This is a genomic window from Amycolatopsis sp. M39, from assembly GCF_001651785.1.
GTDB lineage: Bacteria > Actinomycetota > Actinomycetes > Mycobacteriales > Pseudonocardiaceae > Amycolatopsis > Amycolatopsis rubida.
The window spans coordinates 199540-221611 of the sequence record NZ_LWSF01000006.1; the positions used below are offsets into that span (position 1 = coordinate 199540).

Annotated in this window: 20 protein-coding genes and 1 tRNA gene; 9 read left to right on the forward strand and 12 right to left on the reverse strand. The window is 69.7% G+C overall.

Annotated features, from left to right (window positions below; translation table 11 throughout):
- Positions 1-15: 15 nt before the first annotated feature.
- The 9 genes from A4R44_RS18150 to A4R44_RS18190 form a co-directional block, all read right to left on the reverse strand.
- Positions 16-2526 (reverse strand): Pls/PosA family non-ribosomal peptide synthetase, encoded by a 2511-nt coding sequence (locus A4R44_RS18150; protein WP_067581636.1) that lies wholly within the window; start codon positions 2524-2526, stop codon positions 16-18.
- 1663 nt (positions 2527-4189) lie between these two features.
- Positions 4190-4777, reverse strand: coding sequence for a nitroreductase family protein (locus A4R44_RS18155; protein WP_067581639.1), 588 nt, complete (start codon positions 4775-4777; stop codon positions 4190-4192).
- 544 nt (positions 4778-5321) lie between these two features.
- Positions 5322-5705, reverse strand: a complete 384-nt coding sequence (locus A4R44_RS18160; protein ID WP_067581642.1) for an Lsr2 family protein — start codon at positions 5703-5705, stop codon at positions 5322-5324.
- A gap of 129 nt (positions 5706-5834) precedes the next feature.
- Positions 5835-7085, reverse strand: coding sequence for a bifunctional 3,4-dihydroxy-2-butanone-4-phosphate synthase/GTP cyclohydrolase II (locus tag A4R44_RS18165; protein ID WP_067581645.1), 1251 nt, complete (start codon positions 7083-7085; stop codon positions 5835-5837).
- A gap of 115 nt (positions 7086-7200) precedes the next feature.
- Positions 7201-7638, reverse strand: a complete 438-nt coding sequence (locus A4R44_RS18170; protein ID WP_093573786.1) for a MarR family winged helix-turn-helix transcriptional regulator — start codon at positions 7636-7638, stop codon at positions 7201-7203.
- Positions 7631-8854, reverse strand: coding sequence for an MFS transporter (locus A4R44_RS18175; protein WP_161269590.1), 1224 nt, complete (start codon positions 8852-8854; stop codon positions 7631-7633). Before A4R44_RS18175 ends, A4R44_RS18170 begins: the two co-directional genes overlap by 8 nt.
- Positions 8851-9534 (reverse strand): FadR/GntR family transcriptional regulator, encoded by a 684-nt coding sequence (locus tag A4R44_RS18180; RefSeq protein WP_067581651.1) that lies wholly within the window; start codon positions 9532-9534, stop codon positions 8851-8853. The genes A4R44_RS18175 and A4R44_RS18180 overlap by 4 nt, the downstream gene beginning before the upstream one ends.
- 815 nt (positions 9535-10349) lie before the next feature.
- Entirely contained in the window at positions 10350-10946 is a 597-nt protein-coding gene (locus tag A4R44_RS18185; RefSeq protein ID WP_067581654.1) for a TetR/AcrR family transcriptional regulator, read from the reverse strand.
- 9 nt (positions 10947-10955) lie between these two features.
- Positions 10956-11714 carry a creatininase family protein gene (locus A4R44_RS18190; protein ID WP_067582321.1) on the reverse strand — a complete coding sequence of 253 codons (759 nt, stop codon included), beginning with the start codon at positions 11712-11714 and terminating at the stop codon, positions 10956-10958.
- A 118-nt stretch (positions 11715-11832) separates the two neighbouring features.
- On the opposite strand from A4R44_RS18190, the gene A4R44_RS18195 reads away from it, so the two are divergent.
- From A4R44_RS18195 to A4R44_RS18215, 5 genes are read left to right on the forward strand one after another with little or no spacing between them, the layout of a single operon-like run.
- Positions 11833-13005 carry an LLM class flavin-dependent oxidoreductase gene (locus A4R44_RS18195; protein WP_067581657.1) on the forward strand — a complete coding sequence of 391 codons (1173 nt, stop codon included), beginning with the start codon at positions 11833-11835 and terminating at the stop codon, positions 13003-13005.
- Positions 13002-13814, forward strand: coding sequence for an enoyl-CoA hydratase/isomerase family protein (locus tag A4R44_RS18200; protein ID WP_067581660.1), 813 nt, complete (start codon positions 13002-13004; stop codon positions 13812-13814). Before A4R44_RS18195 ends, A4R44_RS18200 begins: the two co-directional genes overlap by 4 nt.
- A complete protein-coding gene (locus A4R44_RS18205; protein WP_067581663.1) occupies positions 13811-14578 on the forward strand; it encodes an enoyl-CoA hydratase/isomerase family protein in 768 nt (255 codons plus the stop codon). The genes A4R44_RS18200 and A4R44_RS18205 overlap by 4 nt, the downstream gene beginning before the upstream one ends.
- Positions 14571-15071 (forward strand): flavin reductase family protein, encoded by a 501-nt coding sequence (locus A4R44_RS18210; RefSeq protein WP_067581665.1) that lies wholly within the window; start codon positions 14571-14573, stop codon positions 15069-15071. Before A4R44_RS18205 ends, A4R44_RS18210 begins: the two co-directional genes overlap by 8 nt.
- On the forward strand, positions 15037-16911 hold the full coding sequence (locus A4R44_RS18215; RefSeq protein ID WP_157904913.1) for a long-chain fatty acid--CoA ligase: 1875 nt from the start codon (positions 15037-15039) through the stop codon (positions 16909-16911). Before A4R44_RS18210 ends, A4R44_RS18215 begins: the two co-directional genes overlap by 35 nt.
- Positions 16912-16954: 43 nt before the next feature.
- Here A4R44_RS18215 and A4R44_RS18220 read toward each other — a convergent pair whose 3' ends face one another.
- Complete coding sequence (locus tag A4R44_RS18220; RefSeq protein ID WP_067581671.1) at positions 16955-17314, reverse strand: VOC family protein; 360 nt, start codon at positions 17312-17314, stop codon at positions 16955-16957.
- 72 nt (positions 17315-17386) lie between these two features.
- Between A4R44_RS18220 and A4R44_RS18225 the strand changes: the two genes are divergently transcribed.
- Positions 17387-17578, forward strand: coding sequence for a DUF2795 domain-containing protein (locus A4R44_RS18225; protein WP_067581674.1), 192 nt, complete (start codon positions 17387-17389; stop codon positions 17576-17578).
- A gap of 61 nt (positions 17579-17639) precedes the next feature.
- On the opposite strand, the gene A4R44_RS50440 is transcribed toward A4R44_RS18225, so the two are convergent.
- Together A4R44_RS50440 and selD are read right to left on the reverse strand one after the other, a co-directional pair.
- Positions 17640-17789: a hypothetical protein gene (locus A4R44_RS50440; protein WP_232791652.1), complete on the reverse strand. Its 150-nt coding sequence runs from the start codon at positions 17787-17789 to the stop codon at positions 17640-17642.
- Between the two features lie 98 nt (positions 17790-17887).
- The gene (selD, locus tag A4R44_RS18230) at positions 17888-18883 is read right to left on the reverse strand and encodes a selenide, water dikinase SelD (RefSeq protein WP_067582324.1); all 996 of its coding nucleotides are present in this window, start codon (positions 18881-18883) and stop codon (positions 17888-17890) included.
- A gap of 45 nt (positions 18884-18928) precedes the next feature.
- Here selD and A4R44_RS18235 point away from each other — a divergent pair.
- The 3 genes from A4R44_RS18235 to selB all read left to right on the forward strand — a co-directional run bounded on the left by A4R44_RS18235 (position 18929) and on the right by selB (position 22069).
- A tRNA-Sec gene (locus A4R44_RS18235) sits at positions 18929-19023 on the forward strand.
- Positions 19023-20306, forward strand: coding sequence for an L-seryl-tRNA(Sec) selenium transferase (gene selA, locus A4R44_RS18240; RefSeq protein WP_067581677.1), 1284 nt, complete (start codon positions 19023-19025; stop codon positions 20304-20306). Before A4R44_RS18235 ends, selA begins: the two co-directional genes overlap by 1 nt.
- A complete protein-coding gene (selB, locus tag A4R44_RS18245; RefSeq protein ID WP_067581680.1) occupies positions 20297-22069 on the forward strand; it encodes a selenocysteine-specific translation elongation factor in 1773 nt (590 codons plus the stop codon). The genes selA and selB overlap by 10 nt, the downstream gene beginning before the upstream one ends.
- The last annotated feature ends 3 nt before the right edge of the window (positions 22070-22072 follow it).

The following is a 22072-nucleotide window of genomic DNA, read 5'->3' on the forward strand; positions in this document are numbered from 1 at the left end:
ATAGTCGGTGGTCCGTCACGATTTCGCCGCCGGCTGACGGCGGCCCGCCCGGATCTCGTGCGCGGGGTTCCCGCCCCAGTCCGCGTGGTCCGGGACCTCAGTGCCCTTCATGAGGAAGGAATGAGGGGCGAGCGTCGAGCCGTCGCCCATCGTGACGCCGTAATGCACCAGCGCTCCGGTGCCGACTGTGCACCCGCTGCCGATGGAGATGCGGTCCATCTTGTAGCCGCCGTCCTCCTGCGAATGGCATTGCACGACGGACCCGGCGTTCAGGGTGACGTCGTCTCCCAGGCGCACCAGCGTTTTTTCGATGATGAGCGCACCGTCGTCGAACAGGCGGCTGCCGACCTTGACGCCCAGCAGCCGCCACACCAGGCGCTTGAACGGGGTCCCGTCGAGCGCGCGGAAGATCACGCCCGCCGCGGCCGCTTTCCAGAACCGTTCCTGCCGCCAGAACCGTCGGTCGTAGATCGAGCACGACAGCGGGCGCATCGGCCGGACGGCCACGGTGATCCGTTCGAGGGCGATGAAAAAGACCATGCCGTACAGCAGGAAAGCCAGCGTGTCGAGCGCGAAGAGCGGAGCGCCGATCAGGCCGTAGTAGACGTCCGAAGCCCAGGTCAGCAGCAGCAGCCCGGAGAAGAACAGCCAGTGGGACAAGGCGTAGAGGAGCATGGCCCCGGCGTTGTGCCGCGTTTTGGCGGCCAGCCTGCGCCGGAACTCCTCCGGCGTCTTCGGGTGGTCGAACTGGCTGTCGCGCTCCACCGAGCGCGGGATCTCGAAGCTGGGGGAGCCGAGCAGGCCGACGTCCTCGCGCACCGGGCCGTCGAGCGGCACCAGGACCTTGGTGGCGAGCAGGCAGTTGTCCCCGGTCCTGGCCCCGGCCGGGTAGACGACGTGGTTGCCGAGGAAGTTCTGGGCCCCGACGTGCACGCGGGAAAGCCGGAACGAGGTGCTGGTGTACTCGGCGTTGACCACCGACAGCCCGTCGGCGACCATCGTGCCCGCCCCGGAAGAGAAGAGAAACGGGTTCTCGTACTTCTCGTCGAGCCCGAAGTTGGACCCGGTCTGCTCTTTCCTGGACACCTGGCAGCCCAGCGCGCGCAGGTAGTGCACGATCGCGCAGCTGTCGCCGAAAAGCGTTTTGAAGAACCGCAGGTTGGTGAGCACGCGGATGGCGCGGTGCGCGGTGTAGCGGAANTAGCGGAAGGTGTAGAGGCGGTAGACCTCGCCCGGCTTGAGCGCCAGGTTCAGCAGCCGCGGAACGAACGTGACGATCAGGAAACCGATGAGCCGCAAGCCGAAGTACAGGACGAAGGAGACGACGAGGGCCTTCCCGTAGAACTTCGGGTAGGCGAAGTCCATGACGGCCGAGCCGAGTCCCATCGCCGGGCTGAGGTCCGGCAGCGTGTTCACCATGAAGCCGAGCAGGCCGAGCACCAGCGGGGCGAGGACGAAGACCGCGGTCAGCGCCTGGCGCACGGCGAAGAACGCCCGCCGGACGCTGCCGCAGGCCCGCGGCTCGACCCGCCGGTACCGCACGCCGGCGGGGACGGCGGGCACGCCGTGCCAGCTCTGCCCTTCCGGGACCGCCTGCCCGGCGTGCAGGGACGAGGCGTGCCCGAGCTGGGCGTTCTCGCCCATCCTGGTCTCGATGTCGATGACGGACATCTCGCCGACGTAGGCGTGCGCGCCGATCGCGACCGGCCCGGTCCGGATGAGCCCGTTCTGCGCGCGATAAGTGGTGAAGTAGGTGTCCTTGCAGATCACCGTGCCTTCCCCGATGGTGAGCAGATCGGCGCACACCGGGACGAACCGCGAGAAAATCGTGACGCCCTTGCCGATTTTCGCGCCCAGCGCGCGCAGGTAAAGCGAGTAGAGCGGGGAGCCGACGAACAGCGGGACCAGCAGGTTCCGCTGGACGAGGGTTTTGACCACCCAGAACCGCACGTACCCGAGGGTCCACACGCGGATCTCCCTCGGCTTCCAGCGGCCGACGAGGATCCATTTGAGCGCGATCGGCAGGGTGCACAGAACGGCCAGCACCATGGCGCCGAACCCGACCGCGCGCAGGTAGCCCCCGAGCAGGCCGGTCCCGGCCACGATCCAGTCCGTTCCCACGCCGAGCACCTGGGCCACGAGCCAGGAATAGGCCAGGAAGACCGCCAGCTGCAGGACTCCGCAACCGAAGTATTCGAGCCTGCTCGCCCGCTCCGGCGGCTCCGCGGGGGCCGGGGCCCGCGCTTCGGCGGGGACCTCCTCCGTCTCGGACAAGGCGGAGACGAGACTGGCGATGGTCGGATTCCGGTAAACGTCCTTGATGGAGACGGCGGGAAGATCGGCACGCTTGCGCACTCGCGCGCAGAACTGGGCCAGCACGAGCGAGTTGGCCCCGAGATCGGCGAAGAAGTTGCTGTCGACCGACACGTTTTCCTGCCCGGTGACAGCGGCCAGCACCTGAGCGAATGCTTCCTCGGTGTCGGGTGCCGGACCGGGGCGGGCGGTCGGGTGCTCGGTGAGATCCATATTCCTAATGATCGGTGGATGTAACGCCGACGTAACCTACGGACGTCGGTGTTGACAATTTCGTGACCTGTTCGATGCGCGTCGCGGCTGACAAATACGGCACGGCCGAAGATTGAGGTCTAGACCACGCGAAAGGCAATTTATCTGACAAAGAGGACTTATACCGTGAATACCCTTTATTTTTCAACAGCCAGTGGCAGCTGTCGACGGATCCGGGACGCTCCGGCGAAGGGTTCCGGTGAAGTCTGATCGTCTTCGTGCGTTTACCGCAAACCGCTCCTCCGCACGGGCGATGGTACCAGGATTTCCCTTCTTCCGGGGGCCGGATTCCCCGGTCGGCGCACGCCGAACTGCTCCGCTGGGGTGAAATCCGTGGCGCAACGAGTGGCGCGAAGTCGCTGTGCGGAGGGGGTTTCCTGTGCTGCCGGGGTCTCCCGGGGGTGCTCGTCAAGGTTCTTTGGTCCTTGAATTCGGTGACATTGCGCATCAGGTTGGAATATGCAAGTTCTGCTTTGCGGGATTGGTGGCACTTTCGAGGGAATTGCCGCCTTGTCTCCCGGGTTTATGCCATCCAGGTGATTCGTGCGGCAGACGGCTGATGCGGTTGCGCTGTTCGGCCGAAACGGCGCTGCTCCGGTTTGTTTTTCCGCGGGTGCGCCGGTTGGCACCCGATTCCGCCGGAGGCTCGCACCAGGACCGTTCCGGGCCAAAACGGCCGAGGGCAGGTTTTTCGCGCCCAGTGCCCGAGGTGAAGCGAAGCGCCGAACTGGTGACGGGAATTATGTCGCTTCTCGCGGCTTTCCGGCGCTCTCGAAACATTTTCGTGTTTTCCGGATTTCCCGGATCGCGCCCCCGGGGGCAGGAAGGTGCGGATGCCTGCTCCGGTCTGTTCCCGGATTCGCGTAACGCGGCGATGTCCGACGCCCTGTTCGCGCAGGACGCGGTGGCGATCCGTGCCCGGGCGGACGACGTGACCTGCGCACGGCTCGTCGCCGCATCGCGCGGATCTCGCTGCTTCAGGTGCGCCCCCGGCGGAACCGTCGCGGTGACTGCTCCGCGCACGCCGGAACGACCACCGCTGCTGCTCGGTATTCTTCCGGCGGGCCGCGCGCACCGCGTCGAGGACGTGTCCGGCCCTCTGCCTTCGTGCCCGCGGGCGGCGCTCTCGCCGCGTCGATCGACAACGTACCGGCTGGGCCCTCCGGCGAACCCGCGCTTGCCGACGTTCGCCCGGCCGATCCGGCGACCGTGCGCTGGCCCTTCGGCTGGCTCCGGGAAACCTCTCCCCGGGCAACTTCGCGGCCGGCCGGGACAGACGGATGTGTCCACCCGGCCCGGCGAGCTGCCGGGCGTGCTGGCGGCCTGTCCGTTCCTGACGCCGAGCGCGGCATCCCAAGCCGCCCGGCGAACGCGGAGAGGCCACGCTCACCGGCGACGGTCTGTTCCCGCGGGCCGCATCGCGCCGCCGAGGTGTTCCGGGAGTTCGACCTCGACGGCGCGCCTCAGCGAGCCGATCTGACCGGCGACCGCGGTTGGCCCGCCGATTCCGGTGCGGCGCGGTCAGCCGAACCGGAGACCGCCGCGCGAGATCGGCCCAACGAGGTCCAAAGTGGACGCATGTGGTCCTCGACCTCTGCCGGCGAGCGAAGATCGGGTCAGTGCGCTACCACTGTCCGTAGTGGACGGTTTCGGTTTCCGGCTTCCGGCGGCGGGTGCCCGGGGAGGCTCCGGCGGAGATCTTGGCGTCGGCGTCGTGGCCGATGGCGATCGCGCCGATCGGCTCGTGGGTGTCGGGGATGCCGAACTCGGCGCGCAGCTTGCCGAAATCCTCGGTGCCGATGCCGAAATACACCGCACCGAGTCCTTCGTCGACCACAGTCTGCAGGATCAGCAGGACGGCCATGCCGGTGTCGATGTACCAGAACGGCACCGGCCAGTGGTCCTCGCTGCGGTCGGTCCAGCCCTTGTCCGGCTGGGCGTAGCGGTCGAGGTAGACGTCCTTCACCGAGAACGGGATCACGATCACGGGCGCGGCCTTGGTGTCGTCGTCCAGCGTCCAGGATTCGAGGGTGTCGGCGAACCGCCGCACGTCGTCGCCCTGGAGCACCAGGAAGGCCTGGCCCTGGGAGAATCCGGCGGACGGTCCGCGCAGCGCGTTGCGCATGATCCGGCGGACGCTGTCCTCGGACACGGGTTCGCCGGTGAATTTGCGCACCATCCGCCTGCGCCGCACTACTTCCTGAAACTCCATCGTTGCCCCCTGTGCGGAAGTTTTCGGGCAACTGTAGCGGGTTTACGCTGATCGCGGTGCGATTTCGGCAGGCGAGGAGCCGGAACGATCCGCGGCGCGGCGGTCAGGGCGGCGGTGGCAGGGGATCCGCCCGACGACGGCGGAGCAGAGCGCGCGGGCGAAGGCCGAGAGGCCCGTCGCGGAGGGAACGCGGCGGCGGTGGTTCCGAGTCTCGGCCGGGATGGGACTGTCGCCCAAGGCTGTGCTGCCGGCGAAACGTCCAGGCGTCGTGCGGATCGCCCTCATGGGACGGCTTCGCGCGCACCGACCTGGGCAGTTGTCTCGGCGCGACAGCCGGACTCGCCCGTCGCCGGAGCCGGAAGGCCGTTATCCGTTCCCGGACGGGGAAAGACCGCCCGGCCGGAGGCAATCGCTCGCGGCCGGGCGGGGTTTTCTTCGTGCGCGGAGGACGGGGTCGCGGGGCACCGGAACTTCGGTGGGGGAGCGAACGCCTCGCCCGGCTTTTCCCGGAATGATCAATCCGGAACCCGCCGAGACCGGGCTCTTATTTCCCGGCGCGCTTTTTCGCGGTGCGCTTGCGGGGTTTCGCCACCGGCTTCTGGCTTTCCTCGTAGGCGGCGATCACCTCGCGCGGGATGCGGCCGCGTTCGGCGATGGCCCAGTTGTTGTCGAGCGCCCACGTGCGGATCGCCTTGGAGCGCTCGCGTTCCTCGGCGCTCGGCGCGGCCGTGGCCCGCACGGTCGTCTTGCGTCCGCCGGTGCGGCGGGCGGCGGCGATGAACGTCGCGAGCTCGTCGCGCAGGGTGGCGGCGTTGTCGTCGGACAGGTCGATTTCGTACTGGACGCCGTCGAGTCCGAAGGGGACGGTCTGCCCGGCTTCGGACCCGTCGAGGTCGTCGATCATCTCGACGAGGACTTTCTGTGCCATCGCGGCGGCTCCTCCTGGAAACGGGACGTGGTCACCGCAGACCATAACAGGAGTCCACTGTGGCTGGTCGCCGGAGACAATGCGCGGCGGGCCGAGGGGGAGCACCGGCCGCGCGGAGAGGAACAAGGGTCAGGAGGTTTTCTGCTCCGGCGCCGGATCGGTCAATGCTCCGAAGCGGTGGCCCATGCGGTCGCGTTTCGTGCGGAGGTAGCGCAGGTTCTGCGGAGTTTCGACCGCGCGCAGCGCGACCCGCGCCACGATCCGAAGCCCGTATTCGCCGAGCCCGCGGCATTTCTCCGGGTTGTTGGTGATCAACCGCACTCGCCGGACTCCGAGATGGTCGAGGATCCGCGCTCCGGAATCGTAGGAGCGGGAATCCGCGGGAAGGCCCTGCGCGACATTGGCCTCGACCGTGTCGAGGCCCGATTCCTGGAGGGCGTAGGCCTGGATCTTGTGCGCCAGCCCGATACCGCGGCCCTCGTGTCCGCGCAGGTAGACGATCGCCCCGCAGCCCTCGTCGGCCACCGCGCGCATCGCTTGTTCGAGCTGGGTGCCGCAGTCGCAGCGCAACGAACCGAGGATGTCGCCGGTCAGGCATTCGCTGTGCACCCGAACCAGCGCGCCGCGCTCGGAGCGACCGGCGGCGGCGACGTCGCCCATGACGAGCGCGAGGTGCTCGGCTCCGTCCACTTGCGACCGGTACGCGACAGCCCGGAAATCGCCGAAGGCGGTCGGCATCGCGGCGGTCGCGACCGGTTCGGCGAGCCGCTCGGTCCGGCGGCGATACCGGACCAGATCGGCGATCGCGACGACCGGCAGATCGTGGTCCGCGGCGAACTCCCGCACGGCCTCGTCGCGCAGCATTTCTCCGTCCGGGCCGATCAGTTCGCTGATGACACCGACCGGTTCACGGCCGGCCAGCTGCAGCAGATCGACCGCGGCCTCGGTGTGTCCAGCCCGGACGAGCACGCCGCCGTGCCGCGCGCGCAACGGGAAAATGTGGCCTGGACGGCGAAGCTTCCCGGGCGTCGTGACCGGATCGGCTAGCGCACGGCAGGTGAGCGTGCGAGCCGTGGCGGACACTCCGGTCCCGGCGTCGATGTGATCCACGGAGACGGTGAACGCGGTGCCGTGCGCGTCCTTGTTCTCCGCCACCATCGGCGGGAGCGCGAGCGCGCCGGCGCGTTCCTCGGTCATCGGTGCGCACACGATTCCGGTGGTGTGCGCGACGAGAAAGGCCATCTGGCCGGCAGTGACGCTGTCGGCCGGGAGCACGAGGTCGCCCTCGTTCTCCCGGTCCTGGTCGTCGACGACCACGACCATCCGGCCTTCCTCTAGCGCGAGCACGGCCGCGCGCACGCTGTCCGCGGCATCCGGCATGGCGAACCTCCCTGAGTCTCAAAGTTAGTGAGCGATAACTGCGAAAGTTAGATGAACTGGAAGTATCTGCGTGCTTATGTTATCCATCAATAACATCGAGCGGAAGGGGTGCTGCTTACTTGGCGGGGAGCGAACCCGCTTGCCGGAGATCGCGGACAAAACAGCCGAGCAGATCCGCGAACCGCGCCCGCGCCTCCGGCGACCATCCGGCGAGAGCGTCGCCGAACTGAGCGGCCCGGCGCCGTCGTCCGAGATCGAGGATCCGCCGTCCGGCGGCGGTGACGGCCAGCGGGCTGACTCGCCCGTCCTCGGGATCGGCGCGGCGTTCGACCAGGCCGGACCGGATCAGCCCGGCGACCTGGCGGCTGACCGTCGACGGGTTCACGCCCAGCACCGCGGCGATTTCCCCGGCCCGGAACGGGCCGTCCTCGGCGAGCATGGCCAGCAGCGGCAAGCACATCGGCTCGTCCGGCGCCGCCTCGGATCGCTTGACCAGCCGCGTCAGCGCGAGAAGCTGGCGGGTCACCTGGTCGGCGAGGTCGAGATCAGACATCAGCGCGAACGTGACGGTCGCGCCCGGCGCCGTACCCGGTGAAGACCATGACGACACTCAACGCGGTGAGCGCGACGAGCGCGCCGGACCAGCTTCCCGTGGCGTCGTGGAGAATGCCGAGCAGCAGCGGTCCGGCCGCCGCGACCAGGTAGCCGATGGACTGCGCCATCCCGGCCAGAGCAGTGGTCTCGCTCGGACCGGTCGCGCGCTGGCTCTGGAAGCTGAGCGCCAGCACCAGGCAAACCCCGGTGCCGAGCCCGAGCAGGGTGCACCCGGCGATCGCGATTCCCGGCGCCAGAAGGAGGACCGCGAACCCCGCCGCGGTGACCGCCGACGCCGCGGCCGCCGGAAAGCGCTGGTCGGCCCGGCCCCGGGTGAGCAGCGGCAGCACCATGCCGGTGGCCAGTGCGACGAGCTGGTAGTAGAACAGCATCCAGCCGGCCGCCGCGGTGCTCATGCCCTGCCCGCTGAGGATGCTGGGCAGCCACGCGACGGCGGTGTAGAAGGCGAGCGATTGCAGGCCCATGAACAGGGAAACCTGCCACGCCAGCCAAGACCGCCACGGCGTCGGCGCGTGCGAGGCACCCGTCCGCGCTCCGGTGTCCGGCCGCGAACCGCGCAACCTCGGCAACCATCCGGCCAGCGCCGCCAACGCGACGACCACGCCCCAAGCCAGCGCGGAATGCCAGCCGCCCGGCAACGCCCCGGCCAAGGGGACGGAAATCCCGGACGACACCGCCGCGACCACACCCATGACCGTGACGTAAAGCGCACTGACGGCATGGATCCGCGAGGCCGGTACGTGAGTGCGAATCACCGTAGGCAGCAAGACATTCCCCACCGCAATCGCCGCGGAGAGCAACACCGTCCCCGCGAACAAGCAGGCAATCGACGGCAGCGACCGGACCACCGTGCCTGCCGCCAGCACCGCCAGCGAAAGCACGAGCAGCCGCGTGGAACCGATCCGGTGCGAGACACGGCCGACGAGCGGCGAAGTCACCGCGAACATCAGCAGCGGCAACGTATTGAGCACGCCACCGGCCGACGCGGGCAGCCCGGTGTCATGTTCGATGGCGGGCAGCAGCGTGCCGACGCCAGTCAGCGTCGCGCGCAAATTGGCAGCCACCAGAAGGATCGCGAGCAACAACCCGGCCGACCACTCAGGTTTGCCGATCGCTCTCTTCGCGGCGGCCGGCGCTTCGACTTCGGCGGTCACTTCTCCCGCTCCGTCCCGGCCCCGGTGAGCTTCACGATTTCGGCCGCGCAGTACCGTGCCCCGACCTCGTCCTGGGCAGCGATCGCCTCGACCAGCTGCCGGTGCAGCCGAGTGTGCTCGTCGGCGGTTTCGCCGGGCCAGAGAGTGTCGCCGATCTGCTCCGCAACGGACGCGCTGAGGACGTCGTACACCTCGGTGAGCAGCGAATTCCGTCCCGCGTTCACGACGGCCTGGTGAAAACGAACGTCCGCCTCGACAGCTGTCTCGGTGTCGTCTCGGTTCTCGGCCTCGTCGAGCAGATGCCGCAAGGCGGCGAGGTCGGCGTCGCTGCGGCGCACCGCAGCCAGCCCCGAGGCGTACTCCTCCAGCACGGCCCGCAGTTCCAGCACGTCGCTCCGCCGGGAGGAATTGGCCCGTCGTATCAAGACGGACTGCATTTCGCTGGACGCGCGGACGTACGTCCCGTCGCCCCGCCGAGCCTCCAGCAGGCCGAGGTGCACCAGCGCGCCGAGCGCCTCCCGCACCGTCGTCCGCCCGACGCCAAGCTGCTTGACCAGGTCGTTCTCCGCCGGAATCCGCATCCCGACCGGCCATTCCCCGGACGCGATCTGCTCCCGCAAAGTATCCACGAGCTGCGCGGCAAGACTGGCGACCCGGTGGGGTGCCCGAAGATCGTTCATAAGGCAACCCTAACACCGAATGTCTGACATCTGTATGTGACCGCCGTCGCCAGCCGCCGCCCACGGCAAGCCAAGGTGCGTGCGGGGAATCCTCATTGACTCTGATTCCGTGAGGGTTCCCCGCACGACCCTTGACCGGGCCTCACGACCCTTGACCGGGCCTCACGACCCTTGACCGGGCCTCACGACCCNTCACGACCCTTGACCGGGCCTCACGACCCTTGACCGGGCCTCACGACCCTTGACCGGGCCTCACGACCCGCGACCGGTCCGTGAGGGGTCCCTTCACTCACTTGGGTTCCCTCGTGGGGCCCCTCCCCGGCCCTCCCGGCCGCCGGGACGCAAGCCTCCGGGGGTTGCCCGCCCCCGTGCCTCCGGGGGCTGGCCCGCCCTCATGCCTCCGGGGTTGCCGCCCCCATGCCTCCGGGGCTGTCGCCCCCCATGCGTCCGGGGTTGCCGCCCCCATGTGGCATTGGGTGCATCCCACGCACCGAACGCCACATTGGGTGCATCTGACGCACCCACTGCCGCATGGGGGCGCTACCCCCGCACTCTCACGAACCCGCCACCGTCAGCCCCCAGCACGCTCCGCGTACGACAACCCGCGCACAACCACCGCCGCCGACGCACCCGACGATCGAGGCGCCCAGCCCTTCCCCAACCCCGATACGAAGCCTCCCTGCGGTTCGGGGGTGCTTGTCAAGGTATCTTTCCCGCCTTGACAAGCACCCCCGAACCGTCAGCACGCTCAAGCTTCGGGGTGCCCCACGCCAAGACCACGGCAATGTCGCCCCCAGGCGACGAGCCACCCCGCCTCAGACAGTCCCCGCCGGAACCAGCAACGCATTGACCGCCGCCGTGCGGATCGTCGATGCCACACTCTCCACATCAAGCCCGCTGTTGAACTGCGGCACCGAATTGATCATCGAAAACACCGCGTGCGTCAGCACCCGGTTCTGCGCGTCGGACAGATCGGGCCGAAGCCGCTCCACCAACGCGCTCCACTCCTCGGCATACAGCCGCATCATCCGCCGCATCCGGTGCCGTTCCTCCTCCGGCACGTTGTGCTCATTCTTCAAGAACACCAACGTCGACGGCACATTCTGCAGGCTGCGCGTGACGTGATAGTCGATCATCGCCGCAAGCGCCTTGCGCGGATCGGTCACCTCCGCCGCGGTCTCGCGCGCATGGGCCAGCAGGTCCTTCAGCGGATCCTCGAGCACTGCGATCAGCAACGCCTGTTTGCTGGGAAAATGCCGGTAGAGCGCGGGCCCGGTCACGCCGGCCCGCGCACCGATCATCTCGGTGGTGACCGCGTCGAAGGCGCGCTCGTGGAACAACTCGCCGGCGACCTTGATCAGCGTCTGCCTGCGCGAGGAACGCGGCGACGCGGCGCGAGATGAGCTCGTCATGGCACGAGTCTAGGTGAGAGGCCGATAACGAGCCGTCGCGTACTCCGTCAGCAAGTCCGCGACCGCGCTGAGGCAGGCAAAGCCCAGGTCGGAGGACATTCCGCGAGGGTCGCCGAGCACGCCGTCCGGGGCGACCGCCTGAACGCCGCCGGTTAATACCCGGGCCAGCAGGGCATCGTTCATCGGCTCAGCGAGGCCGGCGGCGGCGCGGTCGGTGCGCACCGCCTCCGGCCGAAGCGCGAGCATGATCGAGCTTTCGGCGACATCGGCATGTCCGCCGACCTGGCTGGCCAGATCGGCGACGGCAGTGCGCCAGGCGTCGAGCACCGCGGCAGCGTCGGTGAACGCGATCACGTCCAGTCCGGCAGGCGGCCGCGCGGCGAGTTTCGCCTCGATCCCGCTCAGCAGCGGATAGTTGCCAATGTGCGCGGAGAAGATCAGGGCCCGGCGAAACCCGTGTGCGGCAAGGCTTTCGCAACAGTCGACGCAGATGGCTTCCAGGGTTTCGGGCCGCAGCGACAGGGTCCCCGGGAAGCCGAGATGATGCGCGGAGCAGCCAAGACGCACGGTCGGCAGAACGAGCGCGTCGCCGAGTCGTTCCGCGACGAGCGCGCCCAGCCGGTCCGCGTGGTCGCTGTCGACCGACAGCGGCAGGTGGGCGCCGTGTTGTTCGGTAGCGCCCAGCGGCAGGATCGCGGTCCGCTTGCCGCTCGCGAGCGCATCGGCGATCTCCGGCGAGGTCAGGTGCTCGATCCGCAGCTCGCTCATGCGCTCCACCAGACGAAGTTAGTACTAAGTAACACTTTTCCTCCCAAGAGGGCTCTTGACCACGGGTTAGCTCCGCCTTATGTTATCGAGCAATAACATCGACGGGAAAGGGGCACTCATGGACTTCATCCTCATGTCGGAGGGGGACACCCCGGTCGGGCTCACCCACGAGCACCGCTACCGGGAACTGGTCGAGGAGGTGCTGCTCGCCGAGCAGGTCGGCTTCGACGCGTTCGGGAGTTCCGAACAGCACGTCGCCATCGGCACGGCGACGGTCTCGGCGCCGGAGGTGCTCTACCCGTACCTGATGGCGCTCACGAGCAGGATCCGCTTCATCCACCTCGTGACGCTGCTGCCGACGCGAATGAACCACGCACTGCGCGTCGCGGAACGGATCGCGACCGAGGACATCCTGTCCAACGGCCGGATCGAACTCGGCACCGGACGCGGCAACACGACGCTCGCGCTGCGGGCCTTCGAGGTGGACCCGACGGAGAACAAATCCCAGTGGCGCGAAGGGATCGAGCTGATCCGCCGCGCGTTCCTCGACGATCCGTTCTCCTTCGTGGGCGAGCACTACAAGGTCCCGCCGCGCAGCCTGGTGCCGAAGCCGCTGCAGGCGCCGTACCCGCCGATCTCGGTCGCCGCGGGCAGCCCGAGTTCGGTCGAAACCGCTGCCGCGATGGGCATCGGCGCGATCATGGGCGGGTTTTACCTCGGCTACGACCTCGTGGAGAACATGCTGAAGCTCTACGACGAGACCCTCGCCGCCACCACCCACTCGTACCCGATCACTCCGCGCAAGATGGTGCTGGTCAGCGGCGGCATGCACTGCGCCGAAACGACCGCGCTGGCCCGCGAACAGGCGCGTCCGCTGTTCGAGATGTCCAAGCTTTCCACCGACGCGTTCGGGCGGCTGGCGAAGCTTTCCCAGGACTACGCCTACATGGGCGCGGTCAACGACGTCGATTTCAGCGACGAGGAATACCTGTTCGAACGTTCGCAGGGCTTCCTGGTCGGCGACCCGGAGCATTGCGTCGAGCACGTCCAGCGGTACGCGGACATGGGCGTGGAGTCGCTGGTGTTGCGAGTGGACAGTCTCCCGCACGACCAGTTGATGCGTTCGATCGAGCTGTTCGGCAAGTACGTGATCCCGCGGTTCAAGCATCCGCGCAACGTGGTGCGCCCGGCTGAGGACGTGCTGGCCGGCATCCGCGCCGCGCGTCCGGCGCACGAGGAAGCGCTGCGCCGGTTCCAGTCCGGGAGCAAGACCGCGGAGGCGGTCCGATGAGCGAGCGTTACCAGCACGGCACCGGGAACGTGCTCGTCGAGCGTCCGGCCGACGGCGTCCTGTTGATCACGATCAACCGGCCCGAGCGGTACAACGCGCTGCTGATGCCGATGTTCGAAGAGCTGAGCGAGGTCTGGGCCGACGTCGAGCGCGACGACGAGACCCGGGTCGTCGTGGTGACCGGGGCGGGCAAGGCGTTCTGCACGGGAATGGACGTGCGCGAACCCGACCCGGCGCCGGAAGCCGCGCTCGCGATGCTGGAATCCGAGCGGCGGCGGATTTCGACGATGCTGCGGATCGAAAAGCCGATCATTTCCGCGATCAACGGTCCGGCGGTCGGCTACGGCCTGTCGACGGCATTGCTCGCGGACATCAGCATCGCCGCCGAGGACGCGGTGCTGATCGAAGGCCACACCAAGGTCGGCGTGACCGCGGGCGATCATGCCGCGTTGATCTGGCCGCTGCTGGTCGGGATGGCCAAGACGAAGTATTACGTGCTGACCTCGGAGAAACTGACCGGGGCGGAGGCGGAGCGGATCGGGCTCGTGAGCCTGGCCGTGCCCCGCGAACAGGTGCTGCCGCGTGCGCTGGAGGTCGCCACCCAGCTCGCGCAGGGCTCGCAGCAGGCGCTCCGGTTCACGAAACGCGCGCTCAACATATGGCTCACGAATGCGCTGCCGCAGCACGAATTGGCCGGTGCGCTGGAAATTCTCGACTTCGCCGGAGCCGACTACCGCGAAGCGCGCCAAGCGTTCCGGGAAAAGCGCGCACCGGTCTTTCCTTCCGCTTCCGGCATGTCGGCGACATGACCACGGCTTCGCTCGGCGCCGTCCAGGTGTCCGACGAAACGGACGGCGCGGTGGTCCTGACCCTGAGCCGTCCGCCCGCGAACGCGCTCAGCAACTCGCTGATCAGCCGGCTGGCCACGACGCTGGAAGACCTCGCCCGCGGCCCGGCCGCTCCCGCGGTCGTCCTGACCGGCGCGGGTGACCGGTTCTTCTGCGCGGGCGGCGACCTCAAGGAAGCGGTCGGCCGCGACGCCGCGTCGATGGCCGAGCGGATGACGTCGTTTCACGCGCTGCTCTGCGCACTGGAAAAGTTTCCCCGGCCGCTGGTGTGCGCGGTGAACGGCTGGTGCGTCGGCGGCGGGATCGAGATGGCGTTGTTCGCCGATGTCGTTTACGCGTCGTCGCGGGCGCGGTTCGTTTTCCCCGAAGTCGACCACGGGATGGTGCCCGCAGTGAAGGGGATCGGCCGGGTCCGTGAGGTTGTGGGCGATCGTGGTGCCCGGCGGCTGTTGCTGGGCGGAGAACCGGTCGACGCGGCGGAGGCGAAAGCGTGGGGCATTGTCGACGAAGTGGTTGAGCCCGGCGAGTTGCTGGAGGCCGCTTGCGCACAGGCACGCGCGGCGGCGGCGAAACCGCCCGCGGTGTTCGCGGCCTTGAAACTGGCTCTCCTCCAGGAAACCGCCGGATGGCCGGACGAGAAGCGACTGCAGGTCACGGCCGCCGACGCGCGCACAGTTTTCACCGACCCTGCCGCACGAGCTGCCCGGGAGGCATGGAATGGCTGACGTATCGCACGATCTGGACCCGGCCGTCTTCCGTTCGGCGCTGTCCCGTTTCCCCTCCGGCGTCACGATCGTGACGACCCGGGGCGAGGACGGCACGCTGCACGGATTCACCGCGAGTTCCTTCGCTTCGCTGTCGCTCGATCCGCCGCTGGTGCTCGTGTGCCTCGACCGGGGCGCGACGTGTTTCCCGGTTTTCCTGGCGGCCGAGCGGTTCGTCGTGAACGTGGCGACTGCCTCGCACGCCGAGCTGGCGACGCGGTTCGCCACGAAAGGCGAGAACAAGTTCGCCTACGGGAGCTTCGAGTTCGACGAACACGGCCATCCGCTCCTGCCGGACGCGGCGGCGATCCTCCATTGTGAACTGGAGCAGGCCGTGCCCGGCGGGGATCACGTGATCCTCATCGGGCGGGTGCGCGAGGCGCGGGTCGGCGCCGAGCGACCTGTGATGTGGTACCGGGGTGAGTTCCTCCACCTCGGCGAGCGTGCCGCGTGAGCGCCGCCGGATCCCGGCTCGCGGCGGGAAGAGAGGGCGGGTCATGGAGCTGACCGGGTTCGAACCGGAGCGGACGCTGCCGGGTTTGCTGCTCGACCGCGCTCACCGCGAGCCGGACACCGTCGCGCTGCGGTATTCGTGCGGCGGGACGGTGCGAGCGATCACCTGGCGGAGGTATCTGGACCGGGTGCGCGAATTGGCGTTCGGCCTGGTCGCGCGGGGTGTCCGGCACGGCGATCGCGTCGCGGTGATGAGCGGCGCGCGTCCGGAATGGGTGTTCGCCGCGCTGGCGGTGCAGAGCGTCGGCGGGGTCGTGATCGGGGTGTATCCGACCAACTCGCCCGCCGAAATCGAACAGGTCCTCGTGCACAGCGAGGCGGTCGCGTTCGTCGGCGAGACGGAGACGGAACTCGCCAAGGTCGCGAAGATCGCCGGGAACACTCCGGACCTGCGGCTCGTCGCCGGGATCGACGCGGCCCCGCCGGAGCTGCCCGCGGGGATCACCGGCGTGAGCTGGGACGACCTGCGCTCGGCCGGAGAACCGGACTCCTTGGCCGAGCTGATCGCCGCCACGGCGCTCGACGACCCGGCCGTCCTCTTCTACACCTCAGGCTCCACCGGAGTTCCCAAGGGCGTGACCCATTCCCACCGCACGCTCCAGCACGCGATCCAGAGTGTCATCGGCCTCTACCCGGAGAGCCGGACCACGCGGCATGACGTGGTCGGATTCCTCCCGCTGGCGCACGTGGCTCCGGCAGTGTTGCTTGTTTTCACACCGCTGCGCACGCGCTTGGTCGTGACCTTCTGCCGCATCGAGGACTACAGCGAGGTGCTGCGCGCGGTACGGCCGACGGTCGTGCTGTGGCCGCCTCGGTTCTACGAGAAGCTCGCCGCCGAGCTGATCGCCCTCGCCGGATCCTGGACCGGAATCCGCCGCCTCGCATACCGGGCCGCGATGCGGATCGGTCGCCGGATGGCTGAGCGGCGCTGGTCCGGCCGTCGTGCGCCGGTGCCCCTGCGGATCGCCTACGCCGCCGCGGTCCGGGGAGTTTTCGTTCCGCTGCGGGCAAGTCTTGGCATGGACCGGCTGCGCGTCGCGTGGACGGCTTCGGCCGCCATGCCGGAAAGCGTCGTGGCGCTGTGGCAGATCTGGGGCCTCGACCTGCGCGAGAACTACGGGCTCACCGAGACCGGCGGGTGCCCGATCGGGCAGTTCGGGCAGCCGTTCCCGCGTCCGGGGCGGATCGGCCGGGAGTTCGCGGACCCGCGCTACCAGGTGAAACTGGCCGACGACCGGGAGATGCTGATCCGCGCGCCGCTGTTGTTCAGCGGGTACTGGCGGAACCCCGGGGAAACCGAAGCGGTCTTCGCGGACGGCTGGTTCCGCACCGGCGACCTGATGGAGCGGACCGCCGACGGGAACATCCGGCTGATCGGGCGGAAGAAGGACGTGATCATCACCCGGGGCGGCAAGACGGTCGATCCGCAGCCGATCGAGATCCGGCTGAAGGAGAGCTCGCTGATCGAGGAAGCGATCGTGGTCGGCGACGGGCGGAAATACCTGACCGTCCTGATCGAACCGAGCGCGGCCGCGGACGCGGGGCTGGACGGGCGGGTGCGGGCCGAGCTGGAGCGGGTCAACGCGGATCTCGCGCGGGCGGAGCAGCTGAAGGATTTCCGGGTGCTGCCGCGGCCGTTGGAAGCTTCGCGAGGCGAGCGGACGGCGAACGGGAAGGTCAAGCGCGCGGCGGTGGCGGGTTCGTTCGCCGGGTTGATCGACGAGATGTACGGCGTGGACGACGACGCGGCGATCGCGGATCACGTGCGGAGGCCGCGCTAGGCGAGTCGCGGCGGGACGCGGTCCCGCCGCGACTCGGACTTCGCTACTGCGGCCCGTAAACCACGATCGTGTTGCCCCACGGGTCGCGGGCTACGGCACGGACCTCGTGCGGTCCTTGTTCCGGTTGCCGCACAACGGTTCCGCCGCCGGCGATCAGCGCGGCCAGCGCGCCGGCGACGTCGGGCACCTTGAACGACGCGGCGGGAACGCCGCCGGTGACGTCCTCCTCCGGACCGGCGAGGGCGAGCGTCGTTCCGCCCGCGTCGAGGGCGGCGTAGCGGTCTCCGTCGACGAATTTCGCGGACAGGCCGAAGGTCGTGGCGTAGAACCGCACGGCTGAGCTGACGTCGGCGACGGGATGCAGCACGTTCCCGATCTTGGCCGGCTTCGGGGAGTCGTTCACCAGCCGAGCGTAACCCGCATTGATCCCGGACCGGGCGGGTATGCGGAGGGAGAACCCGAGGAAGGGAGCGCCATGTCTGACGTCCGGAAGTATCTGACGGAAGTCGAGTACCCGTGCGAGCGCGACGAACTCCTCCGCCGGGCCGTCGCGAAGGGCGCGGGCGATGACGTGATCGGCCATCTCGGCAAGCTGCCCGAGCAGCGGTACGAGAACGTGGCGGCGGTGCATCGGCTGCTCGGCGACGACATCGACCCGCATTCGTGAGGTCGGCCGCCCGCGTCGGCGGCGGCGCGGGCGAGGCCGGGTTCTTCCCGGGAGCGCAAGGTCAGCACCGGAATCTTCGACTCGGGCCTGCTGATCGCCGAATCGCGTTCCCGGGTCCGCGACAGGCGCCAGTGATGCCAAGGACGCCGAGACCGCCTGCGACCGCCTCGGCGGTTTCGGGCTGGTCCCCGCCGATGCCGCCGGTGAACACCAGCGCGTCGATCCGGTCCAGGCTCGCCGCTGCCCGCCGGATGCGGTGTTCGAAGACGGGCCAGGGCGAAGCGGGCTTCGACGGATCCGTCGCGAACCTCAGCCCACGACGACGGTGTGCTCAGCGCGCGGAACGAGTTCGCCGATCACCGGACACCCCGGCAGTTCGCCCGCCACGAGCAGGCCGCCGGAAGTCTGTGCATCCGCCAGCAACAGAGCCTCGTCCTCCGAGATCCGCGACAGGTCGGCATGCGGCCGGACCCAGTCGAGGTTCCGGCGAGTCCCGCCGCTGACATACCCGTCGCGCAGCGCCTCCCGCGCACCCTCAAGGTACGGGACAGCTGCCGGGTCCACCCGCGCGGTGACCCCGCTCGCCCGGGCCAGTTTGTGCAGGTGCCCGAGCAACCCGAATCCGGTGACGTCGGTCGCGCACACCGCGCCTGCCTCCAGCGCGGCGGCCGACGCGGCGCGGTTGAGCGCGGTCATCGCGGCGATCGCTTCCTCGGAGCGTTCGCCGGTGGCCTTGTGCCGCGAGTTCAGGACGCCGATCCCCAGCGGCTTGGTGAGCGTCAGCGGCGTGCCCGGCTGGCCCGAATCGTTGCGCAGCAAGCGGTCCGGGTCCGCGGTGCCGGTGACCGCGAGGCCGTACTTGGGTTCCGGGTCGTCGACGCTGTGCCCGCCGGACAGATGGCATCCGGCCGCAGCGCAGACTTCGAGGCCGCCGCGCAGCACCTCCGCGGCCAGTTCGAACGGCAGCACCTCGCGCGGCCAGCCGAGGAGATTGACCGCGACCACCGGGACGCCGCCCATCGCGTAGACGTCGGACAGGGCGTTCGCGGCGGCGATCCGGCCCCAGTCGAACGGGTCGTCGACGACCGGGGTGAAGAAGTCCGTCGTCGCGATCAGGGCGACGTTCCCGGCGATGCGGACGGCTGCCGCGTCGTCGCCGTCGTCGAGGCCGACCAGGAGTTCGCCGGGCGGGTTGTCCGGGGCGGCGCCGGACAACCCGCGGACGATCGTTTCCAGTTCGCCGGGCGGGATTTTGCACGCGCAGCCGCCGCCGTGGGCGTACTGGGTCAGCCTCATGCTTTTCATCATGCGCGGGCGCGACGGTCTTGGCAGGATGGCGGAATGCCCCAGGGAGGCGTATCCGGCCTGGTGACCGGCGCGGTCTTCAACACCGTTGAGCGGCAGGTCCTGCCGCTGGCGGGTTCGATTCCCGTCCGCCTCCGCCATGGGTGACCCGCGCCGGGCGGTCCCGCGCACCGACGCGGTGCTCGGCGAGCCGAGGATCGCGAAAGCTGTCGAGCGGCTCGGCCGCGACCTGGTGAAGTCGCTGGTCGCGGCGGCGCAGGAGCGGGCGCGGGCGGGCGAGATCGAGCCGGGCGCGGTGGTCGCGGAGGTGGTGGCCCGGCTGCCCGCGACGGTGTCGTCGCTGCGTCCGGTGCTCAACGCGACCGGCGTCCTCGTGCACACCAACCTCGGCCGTGCGCCGTTGTCCGCTGCCGCGCTGGACGCGATCGTGGCGGCGGGCGGCGCCACCGACGTCGAGTTCGCGCTCGAAACGGGGGAGCGGGCGCAACGCGGCCGCGGCACCCTGGCCGCGCTGGCGGAGGCGGTGCCGCGTGCGGAGGCGGTGCACGTGGTCAACAACAACGCGGCGGCGTTGCTGCTGTGCGCGCTGACCTTGGCTCCAGGCAAGGAAATCGTGGTCAGCCGCGGCGAACTGGTCGAGATCGGCGACGGTTTCCGCATCCCGGACTTGCTCGCCTCGACCGGAGCCCGACTGCGCGAGGTCGGCACCACCAACCGGACTTCGGCGGAGGATTACGCCTCGGCCATCGGCCCGGACACCGGATTCGTGCTCAAAATCCATCCGTCGAACTACCAGGTCACCGGGTTCACCTCGGAGGCGGGCGTCGCCGAACTGGCCGGGCTCGGCGTGCCGGTGGTCGCCGACGTGGGATCCGGGCTGCTCGCGCCGCATCCGCCGCTGCCGGACGAACCGGACGTCACGACCGCGCTGGCGGAGGGCGCGAACGTCGTCACCGCGAGCGGCGACAAGCTTCTCGGCGGTCCGCAGGCAGGCTTGCTGTTCGGGGACGCCGAACTGGTGCAACGGCTGCGCCGGCATCCCGCGGCTCGCGCGCTGCGGGTCGACAAGTTGACGCTCGCCGCGCTCGAAGCCACCCTCCGCGGGCCGGAACCACCCGTACGGGCGGCACTTGTCGCGGAGGGTCTCCGCCAACGTGCCGAAGCGCTTGCTCAGTCACTGCGTTCGGCGGGCGTGGACGCCGAGGCTGTGGATTCGGCTGCGGTCGTGGGCGGTGGTGGAGCGCCCGGAGTCGAGTTGCCCGGCGCGGCGGTCGCGTTGCCTGCCCGGTACGCGGAGGCGTTGCGGCTGGGCGAGCCCGCCGTCGTCGGCCGGATCGTGCGGGACCGGTGCCTGCTCGATCTCCGGACGGTGGCCCCGGCGGACGACGCGATCCTGCGGGAGGCGGTCCGCCGATGCGGGTGATCGCCACCGCCGGGCACGTCGACCACGGGAAATCCACGCTGGTCCGCCGGCTCACCGGCAGGGAACCGGACCGGTGGGCCGAGGAGCGCCGCCGCGGACTGACCCTCGACCTCGGCTTCGCCTGGACCCGGCTGGGCGGCGAGGAAGGCGAGGAAATCGCCTTCGTGGACGTCCCCGGGCACCAGCGATTCGTCCCGAACATGCTGGCGGGCGTCGGTCCTGTCCCGGCCGCGTTGTTCGTCGTGGCCGCGGACGAGGGCTGGATGCCGCAGTCCGCGGAACACCTGGCGGCGCTGGACGCGTTCGGCGTCCACCATGGCCTGCTCGCCGTCACCAAATCCGACCGCGCCGACCCCGCGAGAGCGACGGCGGCGGCGCTTGCGGAGATCGCGGCGACGGCGCTCGGCGAGGTGCCCGCGGTGAGCGTCAGCGGCACGACCGGCGAAGGGCTCGAAGAACTGAGCGCGCAGCTTGCCAAGCTCGCCAGCCGGTTGCCGCCGCCGGACCTGGCCGCGGACGTCCGGCTCTGGATCGACCGCGCGTTCACCATCAAAGGCGCGGGCACCGTCGTCACCGGAACCCTCGGCGGCGGAACGCTGCGGGTCGGCGACGAGGTGACGCTCGGCGCGAACCGGGTGCAGATCCGCGGGTTGCAGGCGCTCGGCGAACCGCGCGAAAGCGTGGCCGCGGTAGCCCGGGTGGCGGTGAATCTGCGCGGCTTGCCCCAGGATTCCGTCGGCCGCGGCGACGTCCTGCTGACCCCGGATGCCTGGCGTCCGGCGACCGAAATCGACGTCCGGCTGCGCGGCGCACCCTCCGGCGAACTGCACCGAAATCTGTTGCTGCACTTGGGATCCGCGGCGGTGCCGACCCGCGTTCGCCCGCTCGGGCCGGACACCGCGCGGCTGCTGCTCGCGAGCCCGCTGCCGCTGCGGACCGGCGACCGGGGGCTCCTGCGCGATCCGGGGGAGCACCGGATCCCGGCCGGGTTCGACGTGGTGGACGTCCGGCCGCCGTCGCTCGCGCGCCGCGGTGCCGCGCGAGCCCGGGGCGAAGCGCTGACCACGCTGGAGCCAGGCTGGGATTACCTCCGTCGCGAGGGTTTCGTGCGCCACGAGGACTTCCGCGTGCTGGGGCTGCCGGAGGCGGGCGAACGACTCGGCGGCTGGCACGCCGACCCCGCCCGCCTCAGCCAGTCGCGAGCGGAGGCCGCCGAAGCGGTCGCCGCTTGGAACCGAGAACACCCGCTGGCGGCGGGAATCCCGGCCGAGGCGTTGCGGCAACGGCTCGGCCTGCCCGCCGTGGACCTGGTTCCGGCGGTCCTCACCGGCGAGCTGGTCCTCGCCGACGGGCTCGTCCGCACACCGGGCACCGGGCTGACCGCCGCAGTGGACAACGCCGTCGACGTCCTCGAAGAGCGGTTCGCCGAGCACCCGTTCCGCGCGCCGGAAGCGGACGAACTGCGGAAACTCGGTCTGGGCAAACGGGAATTGGCCGCCGCCGTCCGCGTCGGCCGGCTGCGGGCGATCGCCGAGGGAGTGGTGCTGGGCCCGGACGCGCCGGAGCGTGCGGTGGAGGTGCTGGCCGCGCTCGGCGAGCCGTTCACCGTGTCGCGGGCGCGGCAGGCGCTGGACAGCACCCGCCGGGTGATGATCCCGCTGCTGGAGCACCTCGACGCCGCCGGGCTGACCGAACCGCTCGGCGACGGCACCCGCCGGACGCGCGTCCAGGGCTGCGCGGGGCGGGAGAACGGATTACCGTGACAG

Excerpts from the sequence above, each read along its gene's own strand:
- A4R44_RS18155 (WP_067581639.1), bottom strand. The coding sequence starts at position 4,777 with ATGGAGTTTCAGGAAGTAGTGCGGCGCAGGCGGATGGTGCGCAAATTC.
- A4R44_RS18160 (WP_067581642.1), bottom strand. The coding sequence starts at position 5,705 with ATGGCACAGAAAGTCCTCGTCGAGATGATCGACGACCTCGACGGGTCC.
- A4R44_RS18165 (WP_067581645.1), bottom strand. The coding sequence starts at position 7,085 with ATGCCGGATGCCGCGGACAGCGTGCGCGCGGCCGTGCTCGCGCTAGAG.
- A4R44_RS18170 (WP_093573786.1), bottom strand. The coding sequence starts at position 7,638 with ATGTCTGATCTCGACCTCGCCGACCAGGTGACCCGCCAGCTTCTCGCG.
- A4R44_RS18180 (WP_067581651.1), bottom strand. The coding sequence starts at position 9,534 with ATGAACGATCTTCGGGCACCCCACCGGGTCGCCAGTCTTGCCGCGCAG.
- A4R44_RS18185 (WP_067581654.1), bottom strand. The coding sequence starts at position 10,946 with ATGACGAGCTCATCTCGCGCCGCGTCGCCGCGTTCCTCGCGCAGGCAG.
- A4R44_RS18190 (WP_067582321.1), bottom strand. The coding sequence starts at position 11,714 with ATGAGCGAGCTGCGGATCGAGCACCTGACCTCGCCGGAGATCGCCGAT.
- A4R44_RS18195 (WP_067581657.1), top strand. The coding sequence starts at position 11,833 with ATGGACTTCATCCTCATGTCGGAGGGGGACACCCCGGTCGGGCTCACC.
- A4R44_RS18200 (WP_067581660.1), top strand. The coding sequence starts at position 13,002 with ATGAGCGAGCGTTACCAGCACGGCACCGGGAACGTGCTCGTCGAGCGT.
- A4R44_RS18205 (WP_067581663.1), top strand. The coding sequence starts at position 13,811 with ATGACCACGGCTTCGCTCGGCGCCGTCCAGGTGTCCGACGAAACGGAC.
- A4R44_RS18210 (WP_067581665.1), top strand. The coding sequence starts at position 14,571 with ATGGCTGACGTATCGCACGATCTGGACCCGGCCGTCTTCCGTTCGGCG.
- A4R44_RS18225 (WP_067581674.1), top strand. The coding sequence starts at position 17,387 with ATGTCTGACGTCCGGAAGTATCTGACGGAAGTCGAGTACCCGTGCGAG.
- selD (WP_067582324.1), bottom strand. The coding sequence starts at position 18,883 with ATGAAAAGCATGAGGCTGACCCAGTACGCCCACGGCGGCGGCTGCGCG.
- selA (WP_067581677.1), top strand. The coding sequence starts at position 19,023 with ATGGGTGACCCGCGCCGGGCGGTCCCGCGCACCGACGCGGTGCTCGGC.
- selB (WP_067581680.1), top strand. The coding sequence starts at position 20,297 with ATGCGGGTGATCGCCACCGCCGGGCACGTCGACCACGGGAAATCCACG.